General features: G+C 67.0%; 21 protein-coding genes. 9 read left to right on the forward strand and 12 right to left on the reverse strand.

The features are described from left to right. Positions 1-91: 91 nt before the first annotated feature. Together ACEN9Q_RS28475 and ACEN9Q_RS28480 are read left to right on the forward strand one after the other, a co-directional pair. The gene (locus tag ACEN9Q_RS28475) at positions 92-688 is read left to right on the forward strand and encodes an isochorismatase family protein (RefSeq protein ID WP_495626813.1); all 597 of its coding nucleotides are present in this window, start codon (positions 92-94) and stop codon (positions 686-688) included. Further along, positions 685-2,148 carry an FAD-binding oxidoreductase gene (locus ACEN9Q_RS28480; protein ID WP_495626814.1) on the forward strand — a complete coding sequence of 488 codons (1,464 nt, stop codon included), beginning with the start codon at positions 685-687 and terminating at the stop codon, positions 2,146-2,148. Before ACEN9Q_RS28475 ends, ACEN9Q_RS28480 begins: the two co-directional genes overlap by 4 nt. A 41-nt stretch (positions 2,149-2,189) precedes the next feature. Here the strand turns inward: ACEN9Q_RS28480 and ACEN9Q_RS28485 are convergent, their stop codons facing one another. The 4 genes from ACEN9Q_RS28485 to ACEN9Q_RS28500 all read right to left on the reverse strand — a co-directional run bounded on the left by ACEN9Q_RS28485 (position 2,190) and on the right by ACEN9Q_RS28500 (position 6,139). After that, positions 2,190-2,492, reverse strand: a complete 303-nt coding sequence (locus tag ACEN9Q_RS28485) for a YciI family protein (RefSeq protein WP_056448725.1) — start codon at positions 2,490-2,492, stop codon at positions 2,190-2,192. A gap of 90 nt (positions 2,493-2,582) precedes the next feature. Beyond that, positions 2,583-4,295 (reverse strand): ATP-binding protein, encoded by a 1,713-nt coding sequence (locus ACEN9Q_RS28490; RefSeq protein WP_056448722.1) that lies wholly within the window; start codon positions 4,293-4,295, stop codon positions 2,583-2,585. A 97-nt stretch (positions 4,296-4,392) separates the two neighbouring features. Further along, complete coding sequence (locus ACEN9Q_RS28495; protein ID WP_495626815.1) at positions 4,393-5,280, reverse strand: hypothetical protein; 888 nt, start codon at positions 5,278-5,280, stop codon at positions 4,393-4,395. A gap of 100 nt (positions 5,281-5,380) precedes the next feature. Continuing rightward, entirely contained in the window at positions 5,381-6,139 is a 759-nt protein-coding gene (locus tag ACEN9Q_RS28500) for a hypothetical protein (RefSeq protein ID WP_495626816.1), read from the reverse strand. A gap of 468 nt (positions 6,140-6,607) precedes the next feature. Here ACEN9Q_RS28500 and ACEN9Q_RS28505 point away from each other — a divergent pair, with 468 nt between their 5' ends. Continuing rightward, on the forward strand, positions 6,608-8,521 hold the full coding sequence (locus tag ACEN9Q_RS28505; protein ID WP_495626817.1) for a glycoside hydrolase family 2 protein: 1,914 nt from the start codon (positions 6,608-6,610) through the stop codon (positions 8,519-8,521). 9 nt (positions 8,522-8,530) lie between these two features. Here ACEN9Q_RS28505 and ACEN9Q_RS28510 read toward each other — a convergent pair whose 3' ends face one another. Further along, entirely contained in the window at positions 8,531-9,190 is a 660-nt protein-coding gene (locus tag ACEN9Q_RS28510; protein ID WP_495626818.1) for a glutathione S-transferase family protein, read from the reverse strand. Positions 9,191-9,300: 110 nt separating this feature from the next. Between ACEN9Q_RS28510 and ACEN9Q_RS28515 the strand changes: the two genes are divergently transcribed. Next, positions 9,301-9,795, forward strand: coding sequence for a winged helix-turn-helix transcriptional regulator (locus ACEN9Q_RS28515; protein ID WP_495626819.1), 495 nt, complete (start codon positions 9,301-9,303; stop codon positions 9,793-9,795). Between the two features lie 18 nt (positions 9,796-9,813). Here the strand turns inward: ACEN9Q_RS28515 and ACEN9Q_RS28520 are convergent, their stop codons facing one another. Beyond that, a complete protein-coding gene (locus ACEN9Q_RS28520) occupies positions 9,814-10,710 on the reverse strand; it encodes a DMT family transporter (protein WP_495626820.1) in 897 nt (298 codons plus the stop codon). Positions 10,711-10,810: 100 nt separating this feature from the next. Here ACEN9Q_RS28520 and ACEN9Q_RS28525 point away from each other — a divergent pair, with 100 nt between their 5' ends. Then, positions 10,811-11,698 (forward strand): helix-turn-helix domain-containing protein, encoded by an 888-nt coding sequence (locus ACEN9Q_RS28525; protein WP_495626821.1) that lies wholly within the window; start codon positions 10,811-10,813, stop codon positions 11,696-11,698. 1 nt (position 11,699) lies between these two features. Here ACEN9Q_RS28525 and ACEN9Q_RS28530 read toward each other — a convergent pair whose 3' ends face one another. The 4 genes from ACEN9Q_RS28530 to ACEN9Q_RS28545 form a co-directional block, all read right to left on the reverse strand. After that, on the reverse strand, positions 11,700-12,896 hold the full coding sequence (locus ACEN9Q_RS28530) for a PEP-CTERM sorting domain-containing protein (protein ID WP_495626822.1): 1,197 nt from the start codon (positions 12,894-12,896) through the stop codon (positions 11,700-11,702). Positions 12,897-13,081: 185 nt separating this feature from the next. After that, entirely contained in the window at positions 13,082-13,906 is an 825-nt protein-coding gene (locus ACEN9Q_RS28535; RefSeq protein WP_157202105.1) for a PP2C family protein-serine/threonine phosphatase, read from the reverse strand. A 73-nt stretch (positions 13,907-13,979) separates the two neighbouring features. Beyond that, entirely contained in the window at positions 13,980-15,146 is a 1,167-nt protein-coding gene (locus ACEN9Q_RS28540; protein WP_495626823.1) for a GspE/PulE/PilB domain-containing protein, read from the reverse strand. A gap of 7 nt (positions 15,147-15,153) precedes the next feature. Next, on the reverse strand, positions 15,154-16,197 hold the full coding sequence (locus ACEN9Q_RS28545) for a serine/threonine-protein kinase (protein WP_056448697.1): 1,044 nt from the start codon (positions 16,195-16,197) through the stop codon (positions 15,154-15,156). Positions 16,198-16,290: 93 nt separating this feature from the next. Between ACEN9Q_RS28545 and ACEN9Q_RS28550 the strand changes: the two genes are divergently transcribed. The 4 genes from ACEN9Q_RS28550 (at position 16,291) to ACEN9Q_RS28565 (ending at position 21,010) form a co-directional block, all read left to right on the forward strand. Then, the gene (locus tag ACEN9Q_RS28550) at positions 16,291-16,854 is read left to right on the forward strand and encodes a DNA-3-methyladenine glycosylase I (RefSeq protein ID WP_056448694.1); all 564 of its coding nucleotides are present in this window, start codon (positions 16,291-16,293) and stop codon (positions 16,852-16,854) included. A gap of 4 nt (positions 16,855-16,858) precedes the next feature. Beyond that, a complete protein-coding gene (gene mnmC1 / locus ACEN9Q_RS28555) occupies positions 16,859-18,517 on the forward strand; it encodes an FAD-dependent 5-carboxymethylaminomethyl-2-thiouridine(34) oxidoreductase MnmC1 (protein ID WP_495626824.1) in 1,659 nt (552 codons plus the stop codon). Between the two features lie 70 nt (positions 18,518-18,587). Further along, positions 18,588-19,310 (forward strand): sensor histidine kinase, encoded by a 723-nt coding sequence (locus ACEN9Q_RS28560; protein ID WP_495626825.1) that lies wholly within the window; start codon positions 18,588-18,590, stop codon positions 19,308-19,310. Further along, entirely contained in the window at positions 19,307-21,010 is a 1,704-nt protein-coding gene (locus tag ACEN9Q_RS28565; protein WP_056448686.1) for a tetratricopeptide repeat-containing response regulator, read from the forward strand. Before ACEN9Q_RS28560 ends, ACEN9Q_RS28565 begins: the two co-directional genes overlap by 4 nt. A gap of 9 nt (positions 21,011-21,019) precedes the next feature. Here the strand turns inward: ACEN9Q_RS28565 and ACEN9Q_RS28570 are convergent, their stop codons facing one another. Continuing rightward, entirely contained in the window at positions 21,020-21,775 is a 756-nt protein-coding gene (locus ACEN9Q_RS28570; RefSeq protein WP_495626826.1) for a LytR/AlgR family response regulator transcription factor, read from the reverse strand. Then, the gene (locus tag ACEN9Q_RS28575) at positions 21,756-22,835 is read right to left on the reverse strand and encodes a sensor histidine kinase (RefSeq protein WP_495626827.1); all 1,080 of its coding nucleotides are present in this window, start codon (positions 22,833-22,835) and stop codon (positions 21,756-21,758) included. The genes ACEN9Q_RS28570 and ACEN9Q_RS28575 overlap by 20 nt, the downstream gene beginning before the upstream one ends. Between the last annotated feature and the right edge of the window lie 162 nt (positions 22,836-22,997).

Here is a 22,997-nt window from a genome sequence, read left to right on the forward strand (position 1 = left end):
TGCTTACAGTTCAAGATTACCGCTATCTTGCAGAATTCCATTTAGCTCAGTTGGCACAACAATGTGGTGATGACCTGGCGCTGCTGCCTCTATGACGACATTCGAAAATCGCCCAAACACCGCCCTGATCATCGTCGACGTGCAGCGGGAAGTGGTCGCCCAGGCGCATGCCCGCGATGCGGTCGTCGCGAACATCAACCTGCTCGTCGCCAAGGCGCGCGCCGCGGACATTCCGGTGATCTGGGTCCAACATGCGGACGAGGGCCTGGTGCGCGGCACGGATGGCTGGGAGTTGGTGCCGGAGCTTCATCCCGCGCCGCACGATGTGCGGATCGACAAGGCTTACGGCGACGCCTTCGAAGATACCGTACTGGCCGAGCGCCTGGCGGCGCTGCGGGTGGGCAGACTGTTCGTGGCGGGTGCCGAGACCGATGCGTGCATCCGCTCGACGATCCACGGCGCCTTTACGCGCGGGTACGATGTCATCCTCGTCAGCGATGCCCACACGACAGGCGACAAGACCGAATGGGGCGCACCGGAACCCGCCAAGGTGATCGCGCACACGAACCTGTACTGGACCTACCACACCGGCCCCGGCCGCAGCGCGGGAATCGCGAAGACGGCCGACGTGGACTTCCAGGTGCCCAGCGCCCAGCACGCACCGACATCACAAGGAATTTTGGAATGAATGACCGCATGACCCCAGACCCGGCCCAGGCCCTGCCCGCCCCGTTGCTGGCCGACCTGCAAACCCGCTTTGGCCCCCGTTGCTCGACCGCCGCCGCGGTGCGCGAACAGCACGGGCGCGACGAATCGTCGTTCGTGGACGTGAATCCGCCGGACGCCGTGGTGTTCGCCGAGGATGTCGGCGATGTCCAGGCGCTGCTCGAACTGGCCGGCCGGTACGCGGTGCCGGTGATCCCGTTCGGCGCCGGGTCGTCGCTGGAAGGTCATCTGCTGGCCGTGCGGGGCGGCGTCAGCCTGGACGTGAGCCGCATGAACCGCGTGCTTGCCATCGATACCGCGGACATGACGGCGACGGTGCAGCCGGGTGTGACGCGGATGCAGCTGAACCAGGCGCTGAAGGGCACCGGATTGTTCTTCCCCGTGGATCCGGGCGCGGATGCATCGATCGGCGGCATGTGCGCCACGCGCGCCAGCGGCACCAATGCCGTGCGCTACGGCACGATGCGCGAGAACGTGCTCGCCCTGCAGGTGGTCACGGCCGCCGGTGAGATCGTGCATACGGGGACGCGTGCGCGCAAGAGCAGCGCGGGCTACGACCTGACCCGCCTGATGGTGGGCAGCGAAGGCACGCTCGGCGTGTTCACCGAGATCGTGGTGCGCCTGCATCCGCTGCCGGAAGCGCAGTCGGCGGCCGTGTGTTCGTTTCCAAGCATCGTCGACGCCGTCGGCGCCGCGATCGACGTCGTGCAATCCGGTATCCCGATCGCGCGCATGGAGCTCCTCGACGTCAATGCGGTGCGGATGGTGAACCGGTACAGCAAGCTGGATCTGCGCGAAGAACCGATGCTCCTGATGGAATTCCACGGCACGCCGGCCGGCGTGCGCGAGCAGGCGGAATCAGTCGAGGCCCTGACCGCGGAACACGGCGGCGCCGCCTTCGCCTGGGCGACCGACGCGGAGGCGCGCACGCGGCTCTGGACGGCGCGCCATCACGCATATTTCGCGGCCATCGCCTCGATGCCTGGCTGCCGCGCGATCAGCACCGACGCCTGCGTGCCGATCAGCCGCCTCGCGGAATGCCTGCTCGAGTCGGTGCGCGAAGCCGACGCGATGGGCATGCCGTACTTCCTGGTCGGGCACGTCGGCGACGGCAACTTCCATTTCGGCTACCTGATCGATCCGCACGAGCCGGCGCAGCGCGAACGCGCCGAGCGGCTCAACGCACGGCTGGTGGAGCGCGCGATCCGCCTCGACGGCACGTGCTCGGGCGAGCACGGCATCGGCATGCACAAGATGGATTTCCTGGTCCAGGAAGCGGGGCTGCCCGCGGTCGAACTGATGCGCGCCATCAAGCGCGTGTTCGACCCGCAGAACATCCTCAACCCCGGCAAGGTGTTGTGGGGCGCGGCAGGGGAAGGCGCGCCGCGGCGCAGCTGGGCGCCCGCGGATTCGGGCGACTGAGACGCCGCACCGGCGCCGCGTGGCGGGACACGGCGGGCGCGTCAGGTACGCGGCAGTTCCCGGATCTCCACCGTGCCGCCCGCTTCGTAGTTCGGATTCCCGATCAGGAATCGCTGCGCCGCCTCCGCGTTCTCGGCGCGCACGCGGAGGTAGCCGGACACCCTCGTCGTTGCGGGCTTGGCGTCGTCGTCCTTCTTGAAAACCATCCCCTTGCCGATCGCGCTGCCGCCGTCGAACTGGCCGGACGCGCGCAGCCCCGACATGTATTGTCCCCACCGTTGTTCGTCGGTGGCGATGGCGGCATCGACGACGTCGTCGTGCATGAATAAGATGTAGTCGTTCATGGGGTTCCCGGGTTCTGGATTGGCCGCTTCCGGCAGGGGCGTCCATTCAAGTGTACCGCAACGCCGGCCGGGGAATCGGGCCGCGACGCGCTACGTCGACCGCGGCAACGTCACCCTGAACATCGTCCCCTTGCCAACGGTGCTCTCCACGTCGATCGTGCCATGATGCCCTTGCACGATCCCGTACACGATCGACAGGCCCAACCCCGTCCCCTTGCCGACCGGCTTGGTGGTAAAGAACGGCTCGAAAATATGGTCGAGATGTTCGGGCGCGATGCCGCTGCCGTCGTCTTCGATCTCGACCCAGACGACGCTGGCGTCGTACCCGGTGCGCACGACGATCCTGCCCTTGCCCTCGATCGCGTGGGCTGCGTTGATGAGCAGGTTCAGGAAGACCTGATTGATCTGCGAAGGCAGGCAATACAATGCCGGGACGCCGCCGTATTCCTTGACGACCTCCGCCTTGTACTTGATTTCGTTCCAGGCGACGTTCAGGGTGCTGTTCAATCCCTGCTCGAGATCGGCCATTTCTTTCTTGATTTCGCCGGGGCGCGAAAAATCCTTCAGGTTCTGCACGATGTGTTTCACACGTTGCAGGCCTTCCCGCGATTCGAGGAACAGGGCGTCGAGGTCCTGGCGGATGTCGTCCAGGCCGATGTCCTGCTTCATGAAGGTGACCGGTGCGCGGGCTTCGCCCGGCAGCAGCGCCTCGACGCCTTCGAACGCGTTGATCAGACGCAGGATGTCCCTGGCGTCGCGTTCGAGCGCGCCGAAGTTCGAGCTGATGAACGCCAGCGGATTGTTGATCTCGTGGGCGACGCCCGCGGCCAGCAGGCCGATCGAGGCCATTTTCTCGGATTGCAGCAACTGGCCCTGCATGTCGCTCAATTTGCGGATCAGGATTTGCTGCTGTTCTTTTTCGGCTTCCAGCCTGGCATTGGCGACTTCCAGCGCCTGGGTGCGCTCCCGCAGGCGCGCCTCCATTTGCTTGCGCTGGGTAACGTCGTAACCGATGCCGACGATGCCGTTCACCGCGCCGTCTTCGTCGCGCAATAACACCTTGGTCGTCACGGTCCATCCGAGTTCGCCCGTGTCCTGGTCCTCCACCAGTTCCTCGTAATCGAACAGCGACTGGCCCGAGTCCATGACCTGCTTTTCGTCGGCAAAATATTTGGCCGCCAGCTCCGTCGGGAAAAAATCGTAGTCGGTCTTGCCGATCAGCTGCGGGGGCGTGTCGACGCCGGCCAGGCGGGCCATTCGATTATTGCCGAACAAGAATCTGCTGGCGCGGTCCTTGGCGTAGATGCGAAATGGAATATTGTCGACCAGGGTGCGCAGCAGGGTCTGTTCAAAGGCCAGCTCCGCGGCCGACTGGGCGCGCATCGCGCGGTCGTGTTCGACGTCGTCCCGCAGGGCTGCATTCACCAGCGCGGCCGCTGCCGACGTGGCGAGGATGCCGAGTAATGTGGTGCCGCACTCGGCCACCCGCGCATGCTCCAGGACGACCACGCCGAATACGCTGGCCGGGTCGCCGACGGCGAAGCAGGCCGTGCCGCACGTGCAGACGATCTCGCGCGTGCGCCGTGCATGCTCGACGACCTCCGCGACCGATGCGTCGGCGCGATGGATGTCCCCGGCGGCGAGCCAATAGCCGCGTTCGGCACCGCACAGCGTCGCCGCAACGGCTACCGTTTCCTGCCGCACCGTCGCCGCGTCGGCGGTTGCGATACGACGCAATCCGTGTGCAAGCGTTTCGAGCGCCGGCTCTTTGGATTTGTCTTCCGGGAACTTTAATTTCGTCATGGTAATTAATTCTTGCAGCTTCTGGCGGCGTGAACAACTGAATTCGACGCCATGCACGAAATAGCCACACTGGCCCGCCAGGTTGGTTGTCGAGGCATCAATAGGGACCGATCATGCACGGGTTCACGCCATTCTTGTCGACATGGCATTCGACCGCGTATTTCGTCGCCAGCTTGTCTGCCTCCGCAGTCCTTGATGAAGTGCCTTTCAGGCGGTCGGCCAGTTGCTCGGCCATTTGCCTGATCCGGGCCGCTTCCTCCGGTGGATAGGTCGCATAGAGGTCATTGAATTCGGCCGGGTCGTGCCCCTTGCCGAGTGCGGCGGCGATGGTCAGGACGGCGGCTTCCCGGCCGGCGCCTTCCAGCACGCCGGCATTGCGCAGGTAGAGCGCTGAAAGCCGGGTCAATTGGAGCGGGTCTTTTGAGGCAAGCGCCATGTCGCGCAGTTCGGCCACGGATGCCTTCAATTGGGCCACGGATTCGGCACGTTGGTTCTCGTCCAGCGGGGCGGTGCCCTCGAGGCGTGCGCTTGCCTCGTCTGCGTTGCGGCGCAGGAGATACGTCTTGGCGGCGACGTTGCCGCCTTTACTGGCCTGGCGCAGCATGCTCTCCAGTTCCCGGTCGCTTTTGGCCGCAACGCCGGCGCACGCCGCCTTTTCGTCCTGCGGAATCTCCGGGTTCTGGCACATCGCTGCCAGTGAAGCGTCCTCATACAGCCTGTCGGCCGTGTCCAGCCGGGCTGCCGGCGTGACTGCCGTCGACATCCCGAGCGTGACGCCACCGGCCACGGCGGCCGGCTTGGCGCCGGCGGTTTTGAACGGCGTGCGATTCGCCGGCTCTTCCGGTCCGTTGTCGTTCGACCGCGCCGGCGCGATCAGGACCAGCACGGCAGCGACGAGCAAGCCGGCACCGCCCAGCACGGCGGCGCGGCGCCTGTTCCGCGCCAGCCACCCTGGCGCAGTCGAAAATCGTTCCTGCTTCTTCATTCCATTCCTCACAAAGTGCTTCTCATCGATGGGCAGGCTTCGACCAGCGCGCCTGCCCATGCCCGTCGCGGCAACGGGACGAATCACGCGATCACGTCAATCAGGGAATCTGGACCGGACGGCCCGCCGTCGGACGAGGCAGCGGTTCGTTTTCCAGTTGGCTCATCTTGTACAGCGTCTGGCCGAGGTCCCAGGACATCTGTTGGGCGTAGATCTTCGAGTTGCGCGCGTCGCGTTGCGCGCGCGTCAGGTTCTGGCGGGCCGCGACGCAAGGCAGGCTGTTGACCTGATTGCAGTGGTTGTTGTCGTAGGTGCGCTGGGCCGACGTCAGGGCGCCGTTGGCATCTTCCGCGTCCTGGATCGCCTGGGTCAGCAGCCCTTTCTGGTTCTCGAACGTCCTGACCAGCTGGTTGAGCTGGTTCTTCCGGGTGTTGCTCAGGCCATTCGCGTGGGCGTCGGCATCGTTGTGCGCATTGACTGCGGCGAACGCGATGGCCGTGGTCGTCCAACGGCAGACGGACATGGTGCCGATGACGCTGCCGGCCTTGAGCGCTCCCAGCGCGACGTTGGCCTTGCTGATCGGGTCCGTCGCCGGGTTCCAGGCCTTGCCGAGACCGGCCGCCGTCGCGCCGCATACGACGCCCACGGCATTGCCCCAGTTTGCCGCGGCGGATGGGATCTTATGGCCGATAAAGTATTGCAGCAGTGCGTTGAACGTGCCGACCGAACCCCATGCCACGGCGGCGGCGCCGCCGTAGACCAGGTTCTGGTACTGCTGTTGCGTCAGCGCCGCCTGTGACGACAACGGCAGCAGCAAGCCCATCGCAGCGACGGCGGACCATTTCTTTGCAAATTTCATTGGAATTTCCTGTTTAGAATAATTAACACTAAGACAATCGCCAACATGCACAGGTCTGAAAGATTTAACAATTCAGACGCGGAGGGCGTCCATATGCATATTGACGTTTGCAAAGATAATAATTGTTCATGAACAACGCACCTGTGGAAAACACCGATGACAGGAAATCGGTTTCATGCCTGCTTCAAGGGCACGGACGCTACATGCCATAGGTAAAGCCTTGTGCATGTGCTAAGTCGACGATGCGTTTGAAGCCACAAAAAGAGAAGAAAAAATCGGATGTTGCGTTAACGTAACTGAGTTCGGATAACGACGTTCCTGTCTTAAAAATTTGCAATTATGATAATAATATGATGGCGCGTGCTCAACCCGGCGCTTCAATCGTAAATATTGCTCCTGCCAAGCGACAACGATAACATCCGTGCAATAACACCGGTAGCGCTAACTGCACCAATCACAGGAGACGCCATGACACACCCGTTTGCCCGGCTGACGGCCGTGCTGCATTTTTCCGCATTGACGTTGATGGCCTGTGCTGCCCATGCGGCCGACCCGGTCGACGTTCAGCTGGCCGGCCAGCCGGCCAGGGCCGCGCACGCCGGCAGCCTGATGGCGCCCGTGCAAAACATCTACGGCCGCAGCCACGTCAGCCTGGACGGGCGCTGGAGCTACATCATCGACCCGTACGAGAACGGTTATTACGACTACCGCCACATGCCGTTCGACCAGTCGGAAAGCGGCAAGGGCGGGTTTTATGACGACCGCAAGCCCAGGGACAAGACCGACTGGGTCGAATACGACTTCGACCGCGCGCCGACGATGGCGGTGCCGGGCGACTGGAACTCGCAGGCGGAGAAGTTGCAGCTGTACGAAGGCACCGTGTGGCTGCGCCAGGTGTTCCAGGCCGATCCCAAGCCGGGCAGGCACTACGCGCTGTACTTCGGCGCCGTCAACTACGAGGCGCACGTCTACCTGAACGGCAAAAAACTCGGCATGCACAAGGGTGGTTTCACGCCGTTCCAGTTCGACGTCACGGACAAACTGGCGAAGGGCCGCAACGTCGTCGTCGTCAAGGCGGACAACACGCGGCACCAGGACGATATCCCGACCGTGAACACGGACTGGTGGAACTACGGCGGCATCACGCGCGACGTCATGCTGGCCGAGCTGCCCGCCACGTACATCGCCGACTACAAGGTGCAGCTGGCGAAAGGCGACGCCCGCCGCATCGAAGGTTTTATCCAGATGGCGGGACAAGCGAAGTCGCAGCAGGTGACGGTGACGATTCCCGAAGCGGGCATCAAGGCCACCGTGCGCACGGACGCGAACGGGCGCGCCGCCTTGGATATCCCGGTGAACAACCTGACGTACTGGTCGCCGGAACGACCAAAACTGTACACGGTGGAGCTGGCCGGCGGCGGCGACGACGTGGTCGACCACATCGGCTTTCGCACCATCGAGACGCGCGGCCGGGACATCCTCCTGAACGGCAAGTCCGTGTTCCTGCGCGGGATCTCGCTGCACGACGAGAATCCGCTGATCCCTGGCCGCCTGCGCGGACAGGGCGATATGCGGATGCTGCTGCAATGGGCCAAGGAGATGAACTGCAATTACGTGCGGCTCGCGCACTACCCGCACAGCGAAGAGATGATCCGCCTGGCCGACGAGATGGGCCTGATGGTGTGGGCGGAAGTGCCCGTGTACTGGACGATCTCGTGGACCAATCCGGACACGTACGCCAACGCGAACGCCCAGCTGACGGACCTCGTCACGCGCGACAAGAACCGCGCGAGCGTGATCGTCTGGTCGGTGGGGAACGAGACGCCGGTCAGCGGCGCGCGCAATACGTTCATGGGCAACCTGGCGAAGACGGCGCGCGCGCTCGACGACACCCGTCTCGTGGCGGCCGCGCTGGAGATCCACCGCAAGGGCAGCGACATCACCGTGGAGGACCCGCTCGCCGATTCGCTGGACCTCGCGAGCTTCAACGAGTACGCGGGCTGGTACTGGGCCAGCAATGCGGAGATGCTGAATTACCGCTTCGACGTCCGCTACAACAAGCCGGTCGTGATCACGGAGTTCGGTGCGTCCGCGCTGGGCGGTTATCACGCCGACGCCGACACGCGCTGGAGCGAGGAATACCAGGACGCGCTGTACCGCAATCAATTCAAGATGCTGTCCGCGATCCCGGGCCTGCGCGGGATGACGCCGTGGGTGCTCGTCGACTTCCGTTCGCCGCGCCGCCAGCATCCGTATTTCCAGGACTTCTGGAACCGCAAGGGCCTGATCTCGGACAACGGCAAGAAGAAGCTCGCGTTCTGGACCCTGAAACGCTATTACGACGACGTGCAGCGCCGCTACGAAGCGCCGGCCGCACGCTGACGGCCTGGGTCAATCGCGGTCGGGCGCGCCCAGCGGGAACAGGGGCCGGTACGGCCGCGCCTCGTCCACCGCGCGCGCGAACGACGGCCGCGCCAGCAGGCGCGCGCGATAGGCGCGCAGCACGGGGTAACGCGCCGCGATCGGATGCGTCCAGTCCGCGTAGAACAGCGCGGGCGCGGCGGCGCAGTCGGCAAGCGAGAAGTGCTCGCCGGCAGCCCAGGTGCGGCCGGCCAGGCGGTCCTCCAGCCAGGCGTAGGCGAGTTCCAGTTTTTCCGTCGCCACTGCCAGGGCGTCCGCGCGCTTGGCCGTGTCGCCCGTCAGCGCGCCGTTCACCGCGTGCTGCACCATGCTCATCACGTGCAGGTCGAAGAAGCGGTCCATGAACCGCACGTCCAGCGCATCCAGCGGATCGTCCGGCAGCAGACGCACGGGGCCGGGATGCGTCAGCTGCAGGTATTCGATGACGATGCTGGTCTCGACGACGTTGCGCGCGCCGTCGACGAGCAGCGGGAATTTGCGCAGCGGCCAGCGTTGCAGCCATTCCTGCGCGTGCTGCGGCGTGTCCGGCCCGAGGCAGCGGAACTCGAAAGGCGTGTCGTTCTCGTACAGCGCGACGAGCACTTTTTGCGTGTACGACGAAAAGGGATGACCGTAGAGCGCGAGGGACATGGCGGGATCGCTTTCGGATGGGATTGAAATAAACTGCTTGTAAAATGCAAGTGGTTTAAAGATATCGCTATACTAAGCAAAATGCAAGCACAACGACCAAGGATTACGTGATGTCACAGGCCGGACGCTCGGGCTGCCCGATCAACCTGACCCTCGAACAGCTCGGCGACCGCTGGAGCCTGATCGTCATCCGCGACGTCATGTTCGGCAACCGCCGCAGCTACGGCGACCTGCTGGCGCAGAGCGAAGAGGGCATCGCGTCGAACATCCTGGCGGACCGGCTGAAGCGCCTCACGGCGGCCGGCCTGCTGACGCGGCGCCCCGACCCGGCGCACCGGCAGAAGGGAATCTACAGCCTGACGGAACCATCCATCCAGCTCGTGCCCCTGCTCGCGCAGATGGGCGCGTGGGGGCGCAGGCATACGTCGCCGAGCCGGGAACTGTCGGTGCGGGCGGAATTGCTGGAGCAGGGCGGGCCGCCGCTGTGGGAGGCATTCATGGACGAGTTGCGGCACCTGCACCTGGGCGCACCGGCGCCCGCGCGGTCGGTGTTCGGCGAGCTGCAGGCGGCGTACGAGGAGGCGATGCAGGCGGCGCGGGGGTGAGTGCGCAGGGTCCGGCCATCAACCGGCCGCCCGCGCCATGCCGATCGCAGCGGGCTTCATGAAAGCGAGCAGGTTGCCGCCGAGGACCAGCGCGACGCCGCCCAAGGCCGGCAACGTCCAGTGGTAGCCCTCGAGCACGGTCGACACGCTCAACGCCACCACCGGAAACAGCACCGTCGAGTAGGCTGCGCGGTCGGGGCCGATGCGCCCGACCAGCACCAGGTAAGCCGTGAACGCGATGACGGAACCGGGGACGGCAAGGTAGGCCAGCGCGCCCAGGTAGCGCGGGCTCGGGTCGATCGTGAACGGCATGCCCAGCAACAGGGCGCCGCCGCCGACGATGGTCGAGCCGATCAGCATCGCCCAGGTGTTGGTCAGCAGCGGGTGCATGCCGAGCGCCTGCATCCGGCTCGACAGAAGATTCCCTGTAGAAAAGCACACGGTGCCCAGCAGGGACAGCGCCAGTCCCAGCAGCATGCCGTGGTCGCTCCAGTGGCCCTGCATCTGCGGCAGGAACAGCAGTGCGATGCCGGACAGGCCCAGCAGGGAGCCGACCAGCACCTGGCGCCGTATCGGCCGCTGCATGAACAGGCGCAGGCTGACCGCGTTCCAGATCGGCGCGGTCGAAAAGACCACGGCCACCAGGCCGCTGGGGACCCACGCGCTGGCGTAATAGAAGCACAAGAAATTGCAGCAGAACAGGGCCACGCCCTGGGCCAGCAGATAGCGCCATGCCTGGCGCGGCGGCCACACCGGCCGGCGCGTGCCGAGCAGGAACAGCAGCAGCACGGCGGCGGCGATCCAGAAACGGTAGGCAATCGACACCGGGGCCGGCACGATGCCGAGCTGGAATTTGATCGCGATCCAGGTGGTGCCCCAGATGACGACGGTGAGCAGGTAGAGGAAGGTATTCATGCCGGCATGATCGGCGCGTCCGGCGGCGCCGACTTGTCTGGGCTTGCGCACTTTCGGCGCCCGGTCGGTACGGGCCGCGGACGCATGCTAGACTTTTCTCATGCACTCCCGTCCCGCTCCCATCTCGCACGCCGTGTTCGACACCATGTGCGGCACCGACGCCACGCTCGAACGCTTCGCCTGGCTGGGCGACGGCATTGCGGCCGCGATCTGGCAGCGCGATACCGACGAAGCGCTGACGGTGTATGCGCGGCCCGGCCACCATACCCTGTCCTGCTACCTGGACGGCGGCTACCGCACCGAACGCAGCGGCGCGCCCAGGCAGTACGGCGCGCCGCTGCGCCTGTGCACGCTGCCGGACGATCACGAATCGGAATGGGTGGTGCGCGACCATCTGCGCCTGCTGCACGTCTACTTCATGCCGGAGCATTTCACGCGCCGGGCGGTGCTGGAGCTCGACCGCGAACCGCGCGAGATCACCCTGGCCGACCGCACCTACTTCGAAAGCCCCGGCCTGCTGCGGCTGTGCCAGTCGCTGGTCGCCGCGCCGTGGGACGGCGCCGACGATCTGCTGCGCGCCAACGAGATCACCCACGACACACTGAGCGAACTGCTGCGCTCACAAGGCGTCGTGCGGCGCGCGCCGCGGCTCAAAGGCGGCCTCGCGCCGTCGGTCCGCCGCCGTCTGGCCGATTACATCGAAGCGAATCTGGCGCGGCCTGTCACGCTGGGTATGCTGGCGCAGCTGGCCTGCCTGTCGGAATTCCATCTGGCGCGCATGTTCCGGGTATCGTTCGGCATGCCGCCGTCGGCCTGGATCGCCCGGCGCCGCGTCGAGTCGGCCTGCACGCTGTTGAGGACCAGTACCCTGCCTTTGCAGCAGATTGCCGACCTGTGCGGCTATGCCGACCTGTCGCATCTGGGACATCGCTTCCGTGCCGCGATGGGCACCTCGCCGCGGCGCTATCGACAGGCCATGGCGCGCTGAATTACTTCCGCGCCCGTGTCCTTGCGCGCCGCGCGGCCAGCAGCGCGACGACGCCGGCGCCGCCCAGCCACAGCGTGCCCGGTTCCGGCACGTCGGCGTGCTTGACCGGGGTCTTGCCCGGATCGTTCGTCTGGCCGGGCAGGTCCGTCGTCGGCGGCAGCAGCGTGCCGGGGGGCGACGACGGGTTCGTGCCGGTGTCGGTGGGCGTTTGCGTGCCGCCCGATGTCGTCCCGCCCGGCGTCGTGCCGGACGTGCCGCCGGTCGACGTGCCGCCCGTGCCCGGGTCGCCGCTGCCGGTACCCGAACCGCCGGTGCCGGTGCCGCCGGCGCCGCCGGTGCCCGACGTGCCGGTGCCCGAGCCGCCGGTGTCCGTGCCGGTCCCGGCCGTGTCGCTCGACGACTTGCTGTCCTGGGTCACCGGCAGGGTGCCGCCGTCCAGGATGGCGTCGCGGTTGATGCGGTAGCCCGGTACGGCGGTCTCGCTGCTCGTTGCGGACGTGCCGCCGGTCGACGCGGTGTCGCCCGTCGCAAACGTCTTGAGCTGGTAGCTGCCGCCCGCGGGATTGCCGTCCAGCGCGAATCCCACCTGTTCCACGTTGCCGCCTTCCTGGGCCTGCTCGACGGACGAATCGAGTTCTTCCTCGCTCGGGCCCTTCGCTTCGACGGGCAATTGCGGTACGTCGGAAATGCGGTTGCCGCAGCGCGTGCGGATTTCGTTCTGGCCGTCGGTCAGCAGGGTCTCGCCCTCGGCCAGCTGGAGTTTCTTCGATGTCCAGAACACCTTGTCGCCCTTGCGGTACGACACGTACACGGCGCGCGGCTTGCCGACCGTCTCGACGGTGGCCCTGGCCGTGTCAAAGGCGGCGTAGTGCGCCGCCACGACCTTGTCCGCGACGACGGCGTGCGCGAGCTCGCGGCGGTCGATCACGCCGCCGGGAACGATGGAATACGGGTAGACGCGGCGCGTCTTTTTCGTCTCTGCCTGTGCCGCGGTGCGCAGCACGACCGGGGCCGGCGTCGCGGCATCGGCCGGCGCCTGCGCCTGCACCGGCGCGGCTGGCGGCGCGGCGGTTTCCCGCATCTCCAGCGCGAACACGACGGCACACGCCGCCGCGCCGAGCAGGCCGATGGCCGCCACGCGTTTTTTCAGGCGCGAACCTTTTCTGCTCCGGCGGATGTAGGCGGTGCGGTAGTCCATGAGAGACCAAAAGGGAAAGTAGGAGATCTCCTACAGAGTATCATCTTTCCCAATGCCAAATCTACATTTTTCCACGAGAAATTCTATTTACATTGTGGAAATATAGACACGGTGCCCCGGCGATGCGGCGACAGCATCGGGTTCCCTGCGTGCCGGCCATGCGTCGCAAGGCCCGTGGGCCGGGATCAGCGCTCGACGAGCGCCAGCACCGCCGTGATGTTGTCGCGGCTGCCGTGCGTCTTGGCCAGGGCGATCAGATCGGCACAGCAGTCCTCCAGCGACTGCGCATGCGCGCCGGCCAGCACCTGTTCGATGGCCGCATGGGGCGTGTTGCCGTACAAGCCGTCGCTGCACAGCAGATACAGGTCGCCGGGACGCGGCGCGCAGGCCTTGACGTCGGGTGTGATCGCGGCCGTCGGGCCGATCGCCTGCAGCAGCAGGTTGCGCGGCGGGAAGTCGCCGGAGACGCCCGCTTCCAGCGCCTGCTGGTACATGGTCTGGTCGCGCGTGAGGACGGCGAGTTCGCCGTCGCGGTAGCGGTACAGCCGGCTGTCGCCGACGTGGAAGATGACCAGCGGGCCGTCCGGCAGGCTTTGCCAGAAGCCGGTCAGCGTCGTGCCCATGCCGCCGCCTTCGCCGAGGCCGTCCTGCACGTTGGCGCCGTACACGCGCGCGTTGGCGGCGTCGACGGCTTCGTGCATGGCCACGATGGCGGGCATGTGCTCGTCCTGCCAGGTCGCGTCCGGGTCGGCGGCGTCGCCGGGGCTGGATTTTTTCGGGTCGACGGCCGCCAGCGCGTCGCGCAGCGTCTCGAGGGCCATGACGGCCGCGATCTCGCCGCCGTCATGGCCGCCCATGCCGTCGGCCACGGCCACCAGGCGGAGCAGCGGATCGATGAGGAAGTTGTCTTCGTTCGACTGGCGCACGAGGCCGACGTCGGTCAGGCCGTATGCGCTGCCGAACGCGAGACGGTGATAGATGCTCGGGGTTAGCTGCTTCCAGGGGCTCATCGGCGGCGCGTACGGTTGTGAAATAAATACGAGGGCTGCATGCTAGCACGTGGGCAGAGGGCGTTGGCGATTTTCAGGGCAGCCGCAGGATGCCGCTGACGGTGAAGCGGATCTCGCCCGGCCGGTCGCCCGGCGCCGTCTCGATGCGCAGGTCCGACAGGCCCTCGCGGTGGCTGCCCGCCACCATTGCCGCCACGGTGTCGACCAGCTTGTCCGCGCGCGCGGGCGCGAGCGCGGCGGGCGTCGCGGCCGCGCCGAAGTACTGGTCGAGCATGGTCGCGAAATCGCGCCGCGTCGTCACGCAGAACACGGGGCGCGCCTGCGGGAACAGGGTCGTGACGGCGTCGTCCGCCTTGACCTTTTCCGGGTCGATGCAGACGACGTACAGCGCGTGCTCGTTGCGTTCCACCGGCAGCCACTGGCGCACTTCGGCGGTCGCGCGGTCCATGCCGGCGAGGAGCTCCGCCGGCACGCGCCGCCCGGGATGGAAGGCGAGGTAGGGCACGGCGAAATGGTCCGCCAGCGCGCGCCCGACGACGGGCAGTTTCAGCTTGAAGTCGTCGAGCAGCACGTCCTCGACGTCGCGGCCCTGTGCGCGCGCCTGTTCCACCGCCTGCTCGACCTGCTCGCGGGGCAGCAGCCGGGAACCCAGCGCGCCGACGAAGCCGGTGCGTTCGCGCCTTGCTTCCTGGCGGCGCTGGGCGAATGCGATGGCGAGCGTGTCGCACAGGTAGCGCGCGCCTTCGACGACGGTGCTGTCGAACGGGCCGCCGCGCAGGTTGTTGATGAGCTGGAAGACACCGATCACGTCGTCGTCGTGCATGATCGGGACGACCAGCATCTGCGTCGTGCGATAGCCCGTGCGCCGGTCCACGCCCTGCTGGAAGCGCAGGTCGGCCGCGTAGCGCTGCAGTTCGGCCGCATCGTAGACGTCGGTCAGGTTGAGCAGGCGGCGCGCCAGCGCGGCGTAGCCGGCGACGCTCTGCGCCGAGATCGGCAGGCGCAGCTGGCGGAACGACGTCATGCCCGTCTTGACCTTGGAGACGAGGCTGGCCTTGTCCTCGCCGACCGTGTAGATCGTCAGGCGGTCCGCCGCGAACAGGGCGCAGATGCCTTCGGACAGGTCGAGCATGATCTCGTCGACGTTGCGTGTGGCGTGGATGCGCGTCGTCAGCTGCTGCAGCTGGCGGAAGAAGTCGCCGCGCGCGTTCGGGCCGGCCATGACGGTCGCGTCGTTCATGGCCGTCTCATCGCCGTGTCGATGGGGCCAGGCGCGTGGCGTCGGCGTCGTCGTGCGCGGCGCGCTGCACGCGCGTCGCGTCCGCATCGTCCTGCGCGTGGCGGACGACGTCGCCGGGCGAGCGCGGCGTGACGGTGTCCAGCGGCCGCCATGGCGACGGCGGCGGCGGTGGGGACGTGGCGTCGGGCCGCGCGGCCGCGTCGCCGTCGAGGGCGCGCAGCAGGTCGTCGCGGAACGCATCGGCGCCGGGATAGCGCTGTTCCGGACGCTTGGCGAGCGCGCGCATGATGACGCGGTCGAAGGCCGGGCCGAGCAGGGGATTCAGCAGGGTCGGCGGCACGGGCTGCTCGTGCAGGATCTTCTGCTGCACGGCGAACATGCCGGCGCCGCGGAACGGCCGCTCGTTGGTGAGGAACTGGTACAGGATGATCCCGACGGCGAAGATGTCCGACTGCGGGCCGACGGTCTGGCCGGTGATCTGCTCGGGCGACATGAAGCTGGGCGTGCCGACCATCTCGGCGCCGTCCGCGTCCTGCACGGCGGCGTTCAAGGCGGCCATGTGGGCGACGCCGAAGTCGGTCAGTTTCACGCGCAGGTCGTGGCTCAGCATGACGTTGGCCGGCTTGATGTCGCGGTGGATCACCCCGTTGCGATGCGCGTAGCCGAGGGCGTCGAGCAGCTCGCACGTCATGCGCACGGCATCCTCGAGCGTGAACTCGAGGTGGAAGTCCTGGGTCATGTCGAAGTAGGCGGCCAGCTCCTCGCCGCGCACCAGTTCCATCACCATGTAGGCGGCGCCGTTTTCCTCGCCGAAGTCGTACAGGCCGACGATGTGCGGATGGTTCAGGCGGGCGACGGCCTGCGCCTCGCGGATGAAGCGGGCGGAATACGACGCGTGCAGCTCCGGATCGGCATCGCAGGCGGTGGAGATGACCTTGATCGCGACGCTGCGGTCCAGGCGCGGATCGAGGCCCTCGTAGACCTCGCCCATAGCGCCGCGTCCCAGCACCCGCACGATCTGGTATCTGCCTAACTGCGTCGGTTGGTTCATGGCCGCAAGTGTAAATCAAATTGGTTTGGCGACAATAAAAATCGGCCGCGGCGTGGACGTGGCGCGACGTCCCGACAGGTTTATACTTGATGTATGAACGACATCCGCTGCACCTGGGCCAACCCGGCCAATCCGCGCTACATCGCCTACCACGACCACGAGTGGGGCGTACCGTGCCACGACGAGACGACGCTGTTCGAGATGCTCAACCTCGAAGGCGCGCAGGCCGGGCTGTCGTGGGAAACGATCCTGAACAAGCGCGACAACTACCGCATCGCGTTCGACGGCTGGGATGCGGAAAAAATCGCGCGCTACGACGACGCCAGGGTGGCCGACCTGCTGGCCGATCCGGGCATCGTGCGCAACCGCCTGAAGGTCGCGGCCGCCATCAACAACGCCAGGGCCTACCTGCGCCTGCGCGCGGACGGCCTCACGCTCGACGGCTACCTGTGGGCCTTCGTCGACGGCCGGCCCATCGTCAACGACTGGCCGCCGGGCAGCAGGCCGGCCCGCACCGACCTGTCCGACCGCATTTCGAAAGACCTGGCCAGGCGCGGCTTCAAGTTCGTCGGATCGACCATCGTGTATGCCTACATGCAGGGCATCGGCATGGTGGACGACCACGACCGCGCCTGCCTGTGCCGGCGCCGGAGGTGACGCCATGGACTATCGCGAAGGGTGGCGCAACCGGGCCCGCTTCACCGTCTTCGATGCGCACTACGGCGACGGCGCCGCGATCCGCGTCCTGACCGACGTCTGGCGCACCGATCCGCAGCGCTCGCCCAACCTGCACGTGATCGCCCTGTGCGACCACCTGCTGCCGGGCTTCCACCGCATGCCGCAGGCCGAGCCGGGCGTGACGCTCGACCTGCTCAGCGCACCGCTCGAGGACGCGCTGGCCCAGCTGACGGCGCGCGTCGACCTGTTCCGCCTGCACGACATCGAACACGCCGGCACCGGATTCGCGCGCCACGTGGCGCGCGTGGCCGCACAGAACGCCTGCCTGCTCGCGCAAGGCCTCACGCCGGACCAGGTCGCGGCGCTGACGGCGCAAGGCTTCGTGTTCGATGCCGATGGCCGCCGCGCGCGCTTCGCCAGCCGCAAGCCGCGGCCGCCGGCGCCGCCCGCGCCCGAGCGGCGCGTCATCGTGCTCGGCGCCGGCATCGCCGGTGCCGCCGCGGCCGAGCGCCTGTGCGCGCGCGGGTGGCAGGTCACGCTCGTCGACCGCCAGCCGCAGCCGGCGATGGAAGCGTCGGGCAACCTGGCCGGCATCTTCATGCCGCTGCTGTCGAAGGACGACAACGTGCCCACGCGCCTGACGCGTGCGGCCTATCTGTACGCGCTGCGCCACTGGGAACGCCTGGGCGGCATCGGCCGCGCCATCGAGGGCGACACCTGCGGCGTGCTGCAGCTGGCGCGCGACGCCGGCCATGCCGACGTGCAGCGCGCCATCGCGGCGGATACCTCCCTGCCGCCCGATTTCGCCGAGTGGCTGGAACGGCCCGAGGCGGAAGCGCTGCTCGGCCTGCCGGCGCCGGACGGCGGCTGGCTGTTCCGCGGCGCCGGCTGGGCGCGTCCCGGCAGCGTGTGCGAGGCGATGCTGGCCGCGTGCGGCGGCCGCCTGGAGCGCCGCTTCGGCGTGGGCGACGTGCGCATCGAACGCGACGGCGAGCGCTGGCGCCTGACGGACGCGCAGGGCGCCACCGTGGCCTGCGCGCCGAACCTGATCCTGGCCAACGGCGCCGGCGCCGCCGACGTGCCGCAGGCCGCGCCGCTGCCGCTGACGACGTTGCGCGGGCAGGTGTCGCACGTGCCGGCCAGCATGGTGCCGAAGCTGCCGGTCGTGCTGTGCCGCGAAGCCTATCTGACGCCGGCGTCGGGCGGCGTGTGCAGCGCGGGCGCGACCTACGACGCCGACCCGAACCCGGACCTGTCGCCGCAAAGCCACGCGGAAAACCTGGAGCGCCTGCGCGGGCTGCTGTCCGATCCGGAGGCCGCCAGGGATGCGCCGCTGGAGGGGCGGGTCGGCTTTCGCAGCGTCGCGCCGGACCGGCTGCCGCTGGTGGGCCGCCTGCCGGATTTCGCCGCCGCCGGCACCACCGAACGCCTGCGCGACGTGCCGCGCCATCCGGGCCTGTACGGGCTGCTCGGCTATGCGTCGCGTGGCCTGATCTGGGCGGGCTTTGCCGCCGAACTGCTGGCAGCAGGGATCGAGGGCGAACCGCTGCCGCTCGAATCCAGCCTCGTCGATGCCCTCGACCCGGCCCGCTTCGTGTTGCGCGCACGCCGCGCGCCGCGGGGGCCGAACGCCGAAAATTGATTTCTTTCGGGAAACCGAAAGTTTCAAAGGTATAATGTGTGCAAAGCAACATTTTACACATGAACCGGACATGGACGACACACCCGACGCGCCCGAGCTGTCCCTGTTTCTCGCCTCGACCGCGCACGATATGAAGAATTCGATCAGCGTCCTGTCCGGGACGCTGGAGCGGCTGCTGGTCGCGCATTCTTCGCAGGCATCGGCGCAGACGGACCCCGAGTACACGCAGATGGCGCACATGCTGTACCAGACCAAGCGCCTGAACGACAACCTGATGCAGCTGCTCGCGCTGTACAAGCAGGTGGGCACGCCCGCGTATCCGTTCGACGTGCAGCCGCTCGAACTGGGCCAGCTGGTCGACCAGGTGGTGGCGCTGGAGCGCGTGCTGCTGACGTCGCGCGGCATCAAGCTGGAGCTGGACTACGATCCGGAACTCGTCTGGCATTTCGACGAAGACCTGATCGTGGGCGTGCTGTCGCATGCGATCAACAACGCCATCCACTACACGTGCGACACGGTGCGCCTGGCGATCCGCGCGACCGACGACGGCTGGCTCGAACTGCGCGTGGAGGACAACGGTCCCGGTTATCCGCCGGCGCTGCTGAAAGCCGGCGCGATCGCGACGCGCGACACGGCGGGCGGCATGAACTTCCTGACCAACAGCGCGGGACTGGGCCTGTATTTTTCGAGCGAGGTCGCGAAGATGCACCGCCACCGCGAGCGGCGCGGCCTGCTGCGCCTCGAGAACGGCGGCCGCTACGGCGGCGGCTGCTTCATCCTGAACCTGCCATGAACGCGCCTGCCAATGTGCCCGCGAACGCTCCGGCCAAGACCGTGGGCGAGATCGGCTGGGCCGACAAGAACTACCTGATCGTCGACGACTTCGTCGGCGTGCGCCAGCTGCTGCGCGAAAGCCTGCGCAGCCTGGGCGCGAAGAACATCGACCAGGCGTCGTCCGGCGGCGAGGCGATGGGCCTGCTGACGCGCATCCGCTACGACGTCGTCCTGTGCGACTACAACCTCGGCGACGGCAAGAACGGCCAGCAGGTGCTGGAGGAAGCGCGCGTGCGCAACCTCGTGAACCCGAGCACCGTGTGGCTGATGGTATCGGCCGAAAAGAGCGTGGAATCCGTGATGGGCGCGGCCGAGCACCAGCCGGATGCCTACCTGATCAAGCCGATCACGGAAGGCGTGCTGCTCACGCGCCTGAACCGCGTGTGGCACAAGAAGCAGATCTTCCGCCTCATCGACCAGGCCTATGCCGAGAAGGACTACCTGCGCGCGGCGCGCATGTGCGACGCGGCGATGGAGGCGCACAAGGCGCACGAACTCGACCTGCTGCGCATGAAGGCGAAGCTGATGGAAAAGAGCGGCGAGCCGGCCAAGGCGCGCGAGGTGTACGAGCGCGTGCTGGAGCAGCGCGAGTACCAGTGGGCGCGCGCCGGCATCGCCAAGATCCGCATGGCCAACGGCGAATTCGAACAGGCGCGCCAATCCTTCCAGAGCGTGATCGCGGAAAACCGCTACTACATCGACGCCTACGACCAGCTCGCGCTGGCCTACCAGAACCTCGGCAAGCTGGAGGAGTCCTGCGCGATCCTCGAACGGGCCGCCAGGCTGTCGCCGAACTCCGTGCCGCGCCAGCGCAACCTCGGCAACGTGGCGCTCAAGGTGGGCAATGTGCAGATGGCCGAAAAGGCCTTCCGCAAATGCATCGCGATCGGCGAGTATTCGATCCTCAAGACGCCCGACGCCTACCTCGGCCTGGCGCGCGTGTGCGGCCAGAAGAACGATGCGAAGGAAGCGCTGCAACTGCTGCTGCAGGTCCAGCGCGAATTCGCCGCCGACTATCCGGACATCGCCCTGCGTTCCAAGATCACCGAGGGCCTCGTCTATCACGAGAGCGGCGACTACCGGCGCGCGCGCAAGGCCGGCGACGAACTGGAGGCCCTGCTGAACGCGACCGAGGACAGGCCCGACATCCCGACCTGCCTGGAACTGGCGACCTTGCTGTTCGCGGTGGGCGTGAAGGATGCGCCGGTCGAGCTGCTGTGCTACGTAATCCGCAACAACCACGACAACCCGCTGCTGCTCGACGAAGTGCAGCAAATCTTCGACAAGGCGCGCCTCGGCGACGAGGGCCAGGACCTCATTCGCGCCTCGAAGAAGGAAGCGACCGACCTGATGAACCAGGGCGTGCTGCTGTGGAAGACGGGCAAGCTCAAGGATGCGGTCGAGTGGATGCGGCAGGCGCGCAAGAAGGTGCCGAACAACCAGCGCATCCTGTTCAACGCGGCCCAGATCCTCGTCTCGTACCTGCAGCAGCACGGCTACGACGGCGCCATGTCGGCCGAGGCCTACGACGTGCTGCACCACGTCGACCGCTTGCTGCCGGGGCAGCAGCGCTTTGCCCAGTTGATCGAGCAGCTGGCGCAGTTGCAGCCGGCGGCCGAAGGCGGCGCGACGAGCGGGACGATCGCCGAGGTGGCGTAGGGAGCGTCCCTACAGCGCCTGGCCCAGCCGCTTTTCCAGCTGGTTGCGGAATGTCCGGCTGACCTTGGTGCGTCCGCCGTGCTTCAGCACCACGTCGAACTCGCCGTGCGAGATCGGTTCCAGGCGCAGGATGCTCTCGAGATTGACGATGGCCGAGCGGTGGATGCGGACGAAATGGGCCGGATCGAGCTTGTCGGCCAGCAGATGGATCGGTGCGCGGTACAGCATCGCCTTGCCGCCGATGTACAGGTTGACGTACACGCCGACGGCTTCGATCCAGTCGATGTCGGTGGTCTTCACGAAATGGGTGGCGCCCGCGCATTTCACCACCAGCCGGTCCCACCGTGCCGGCTCCTCGACGGGTGCGGGCGGCGGGCGGCGTTCTTCCAGCCGCCTGCGGACCCGCTGCATGGCGGCCTCGAAGCGCTCGTCGCTGAACGGCTTGAGCAGATAGTCGAGCGCATCGGCCTCGAAGGCACGGATCGCGTACTGGTCATGGGCGGTGACGAACACGGTGACGGGCATGCGCCCGGCGCCGACGGCAGCGACGACGTCCAGGCCGGACGGCCCGGGCATCTGCATGTCCAGGAAGACCAGGTCGGGATGCCGGCTGTCCAGCATGTGCACCGCGGCCTGGCCATCGGCGGCTTCGAGCACCTCGGCGACGTCGGCCATCTTGCCCAGCAGGTCGACGAGGCGCCGCCGCGCCAGCGCCTCGTCGTCGACCACGAGTACCTTCAGCGGCTTAGCCAATGGGGCGTGCATGCATGTCCTCTCTCATCAGGGTCAGGGGCAGGACGATGTTCGCCTCGGTGCCGCCGTCCGCGTGCGGCATCACGTGGAACGTGCTGGCACCGGACGGGTACATCGCCAGCAGGCGGTCGCGCGTCACGCTGATGCCCACGCCTTGCGCGCGCGCCATCGTCCAGCCGGGCGGCAGGCCGACGCCGTCGTCGATCACGCGGATCTCGACCCGGTCGTCGACGCGGCGCGCCGACACGGTGACGCGCCCGCCGGAAACGCGCTGCGCAATGCCGTGCTCGATCGCGTTTTCCACCAGGGGTTGCAGCAGCAGGGACGGGATGCGCGCGTGCTTCACCTCCGGCATGACGGACACCGCGATCGAGAGCCGTTCGCCGAATCGTACCCGGTGCAGCGCGAAGTAATGTTCCAGGAACGCGAGTTCGTCGGCCAGGGCCACTTCCTGCCGGTTCCTCGTATCCAGCGAAAAACGCAGCAGGTCGCCCAGGTGCTCGATCATCTTGCGTGCCAGCCTGGGCTCGTGCTCGACGCAGGCGGAAATGCCGTTCAGCGTGTTGAACAGGAAATGGGGATCGAGCTGGGTGCGCAGCGCGTTCAGCTGGGCTTCGAGAAAGCCGCGCTTCAGGCGCTCGATCTGCAATTCGTCGACGAGTGCGCGCCGGTAGTAGCGCAAGCCGGTCAGCGCGCCCAGGATGATGCAGTACACCAGCAGCGCCCAATAGAGCCAGTCGAGCAGGCCAATCGGTTCGGTCCAGGGATTCCACGGGAGGAGGCCGAGGCAGTCTTCCAGCGCCGCGGCGGCCGCGACGTACAGCACCGTGACCGGCAGGCCGCATGCCGCGTGCGCCGCCAGCAGTTGCACGGGGCGCTTGAACGTCGCGGACAGGCGGTCGTCCAGGCTTTTGATCAGCGGTGTCAGCGCGCCCCATAACCACCAGTTGATGATGATGGAAAAGAGGGCGTTGTAGCCGCCGCCGCGCAAGATGTCCGGCAGTGCGAAAACGCCGCCGATGGCGGTCCACGCCAGGGCGGCGGCGACGATGCGTGTGTGTCGAGGTTTCACTGGCCGATGATCCATTCTGGGGCGTGCATCGCGCTGGCGGCGGCTGCCCGGCTGACGGTGCCGGTCAACCGTCCTGCAACAGCATGATCCGGACTGTCACAAGGCCGTTGCAAGGCGCACTTGCAATTAGGCATTCTACCGCAGCCGTCCGATCGTCAATAC

The organism is Massilia sp. Masssp93, from assembly GCF_059491295.1.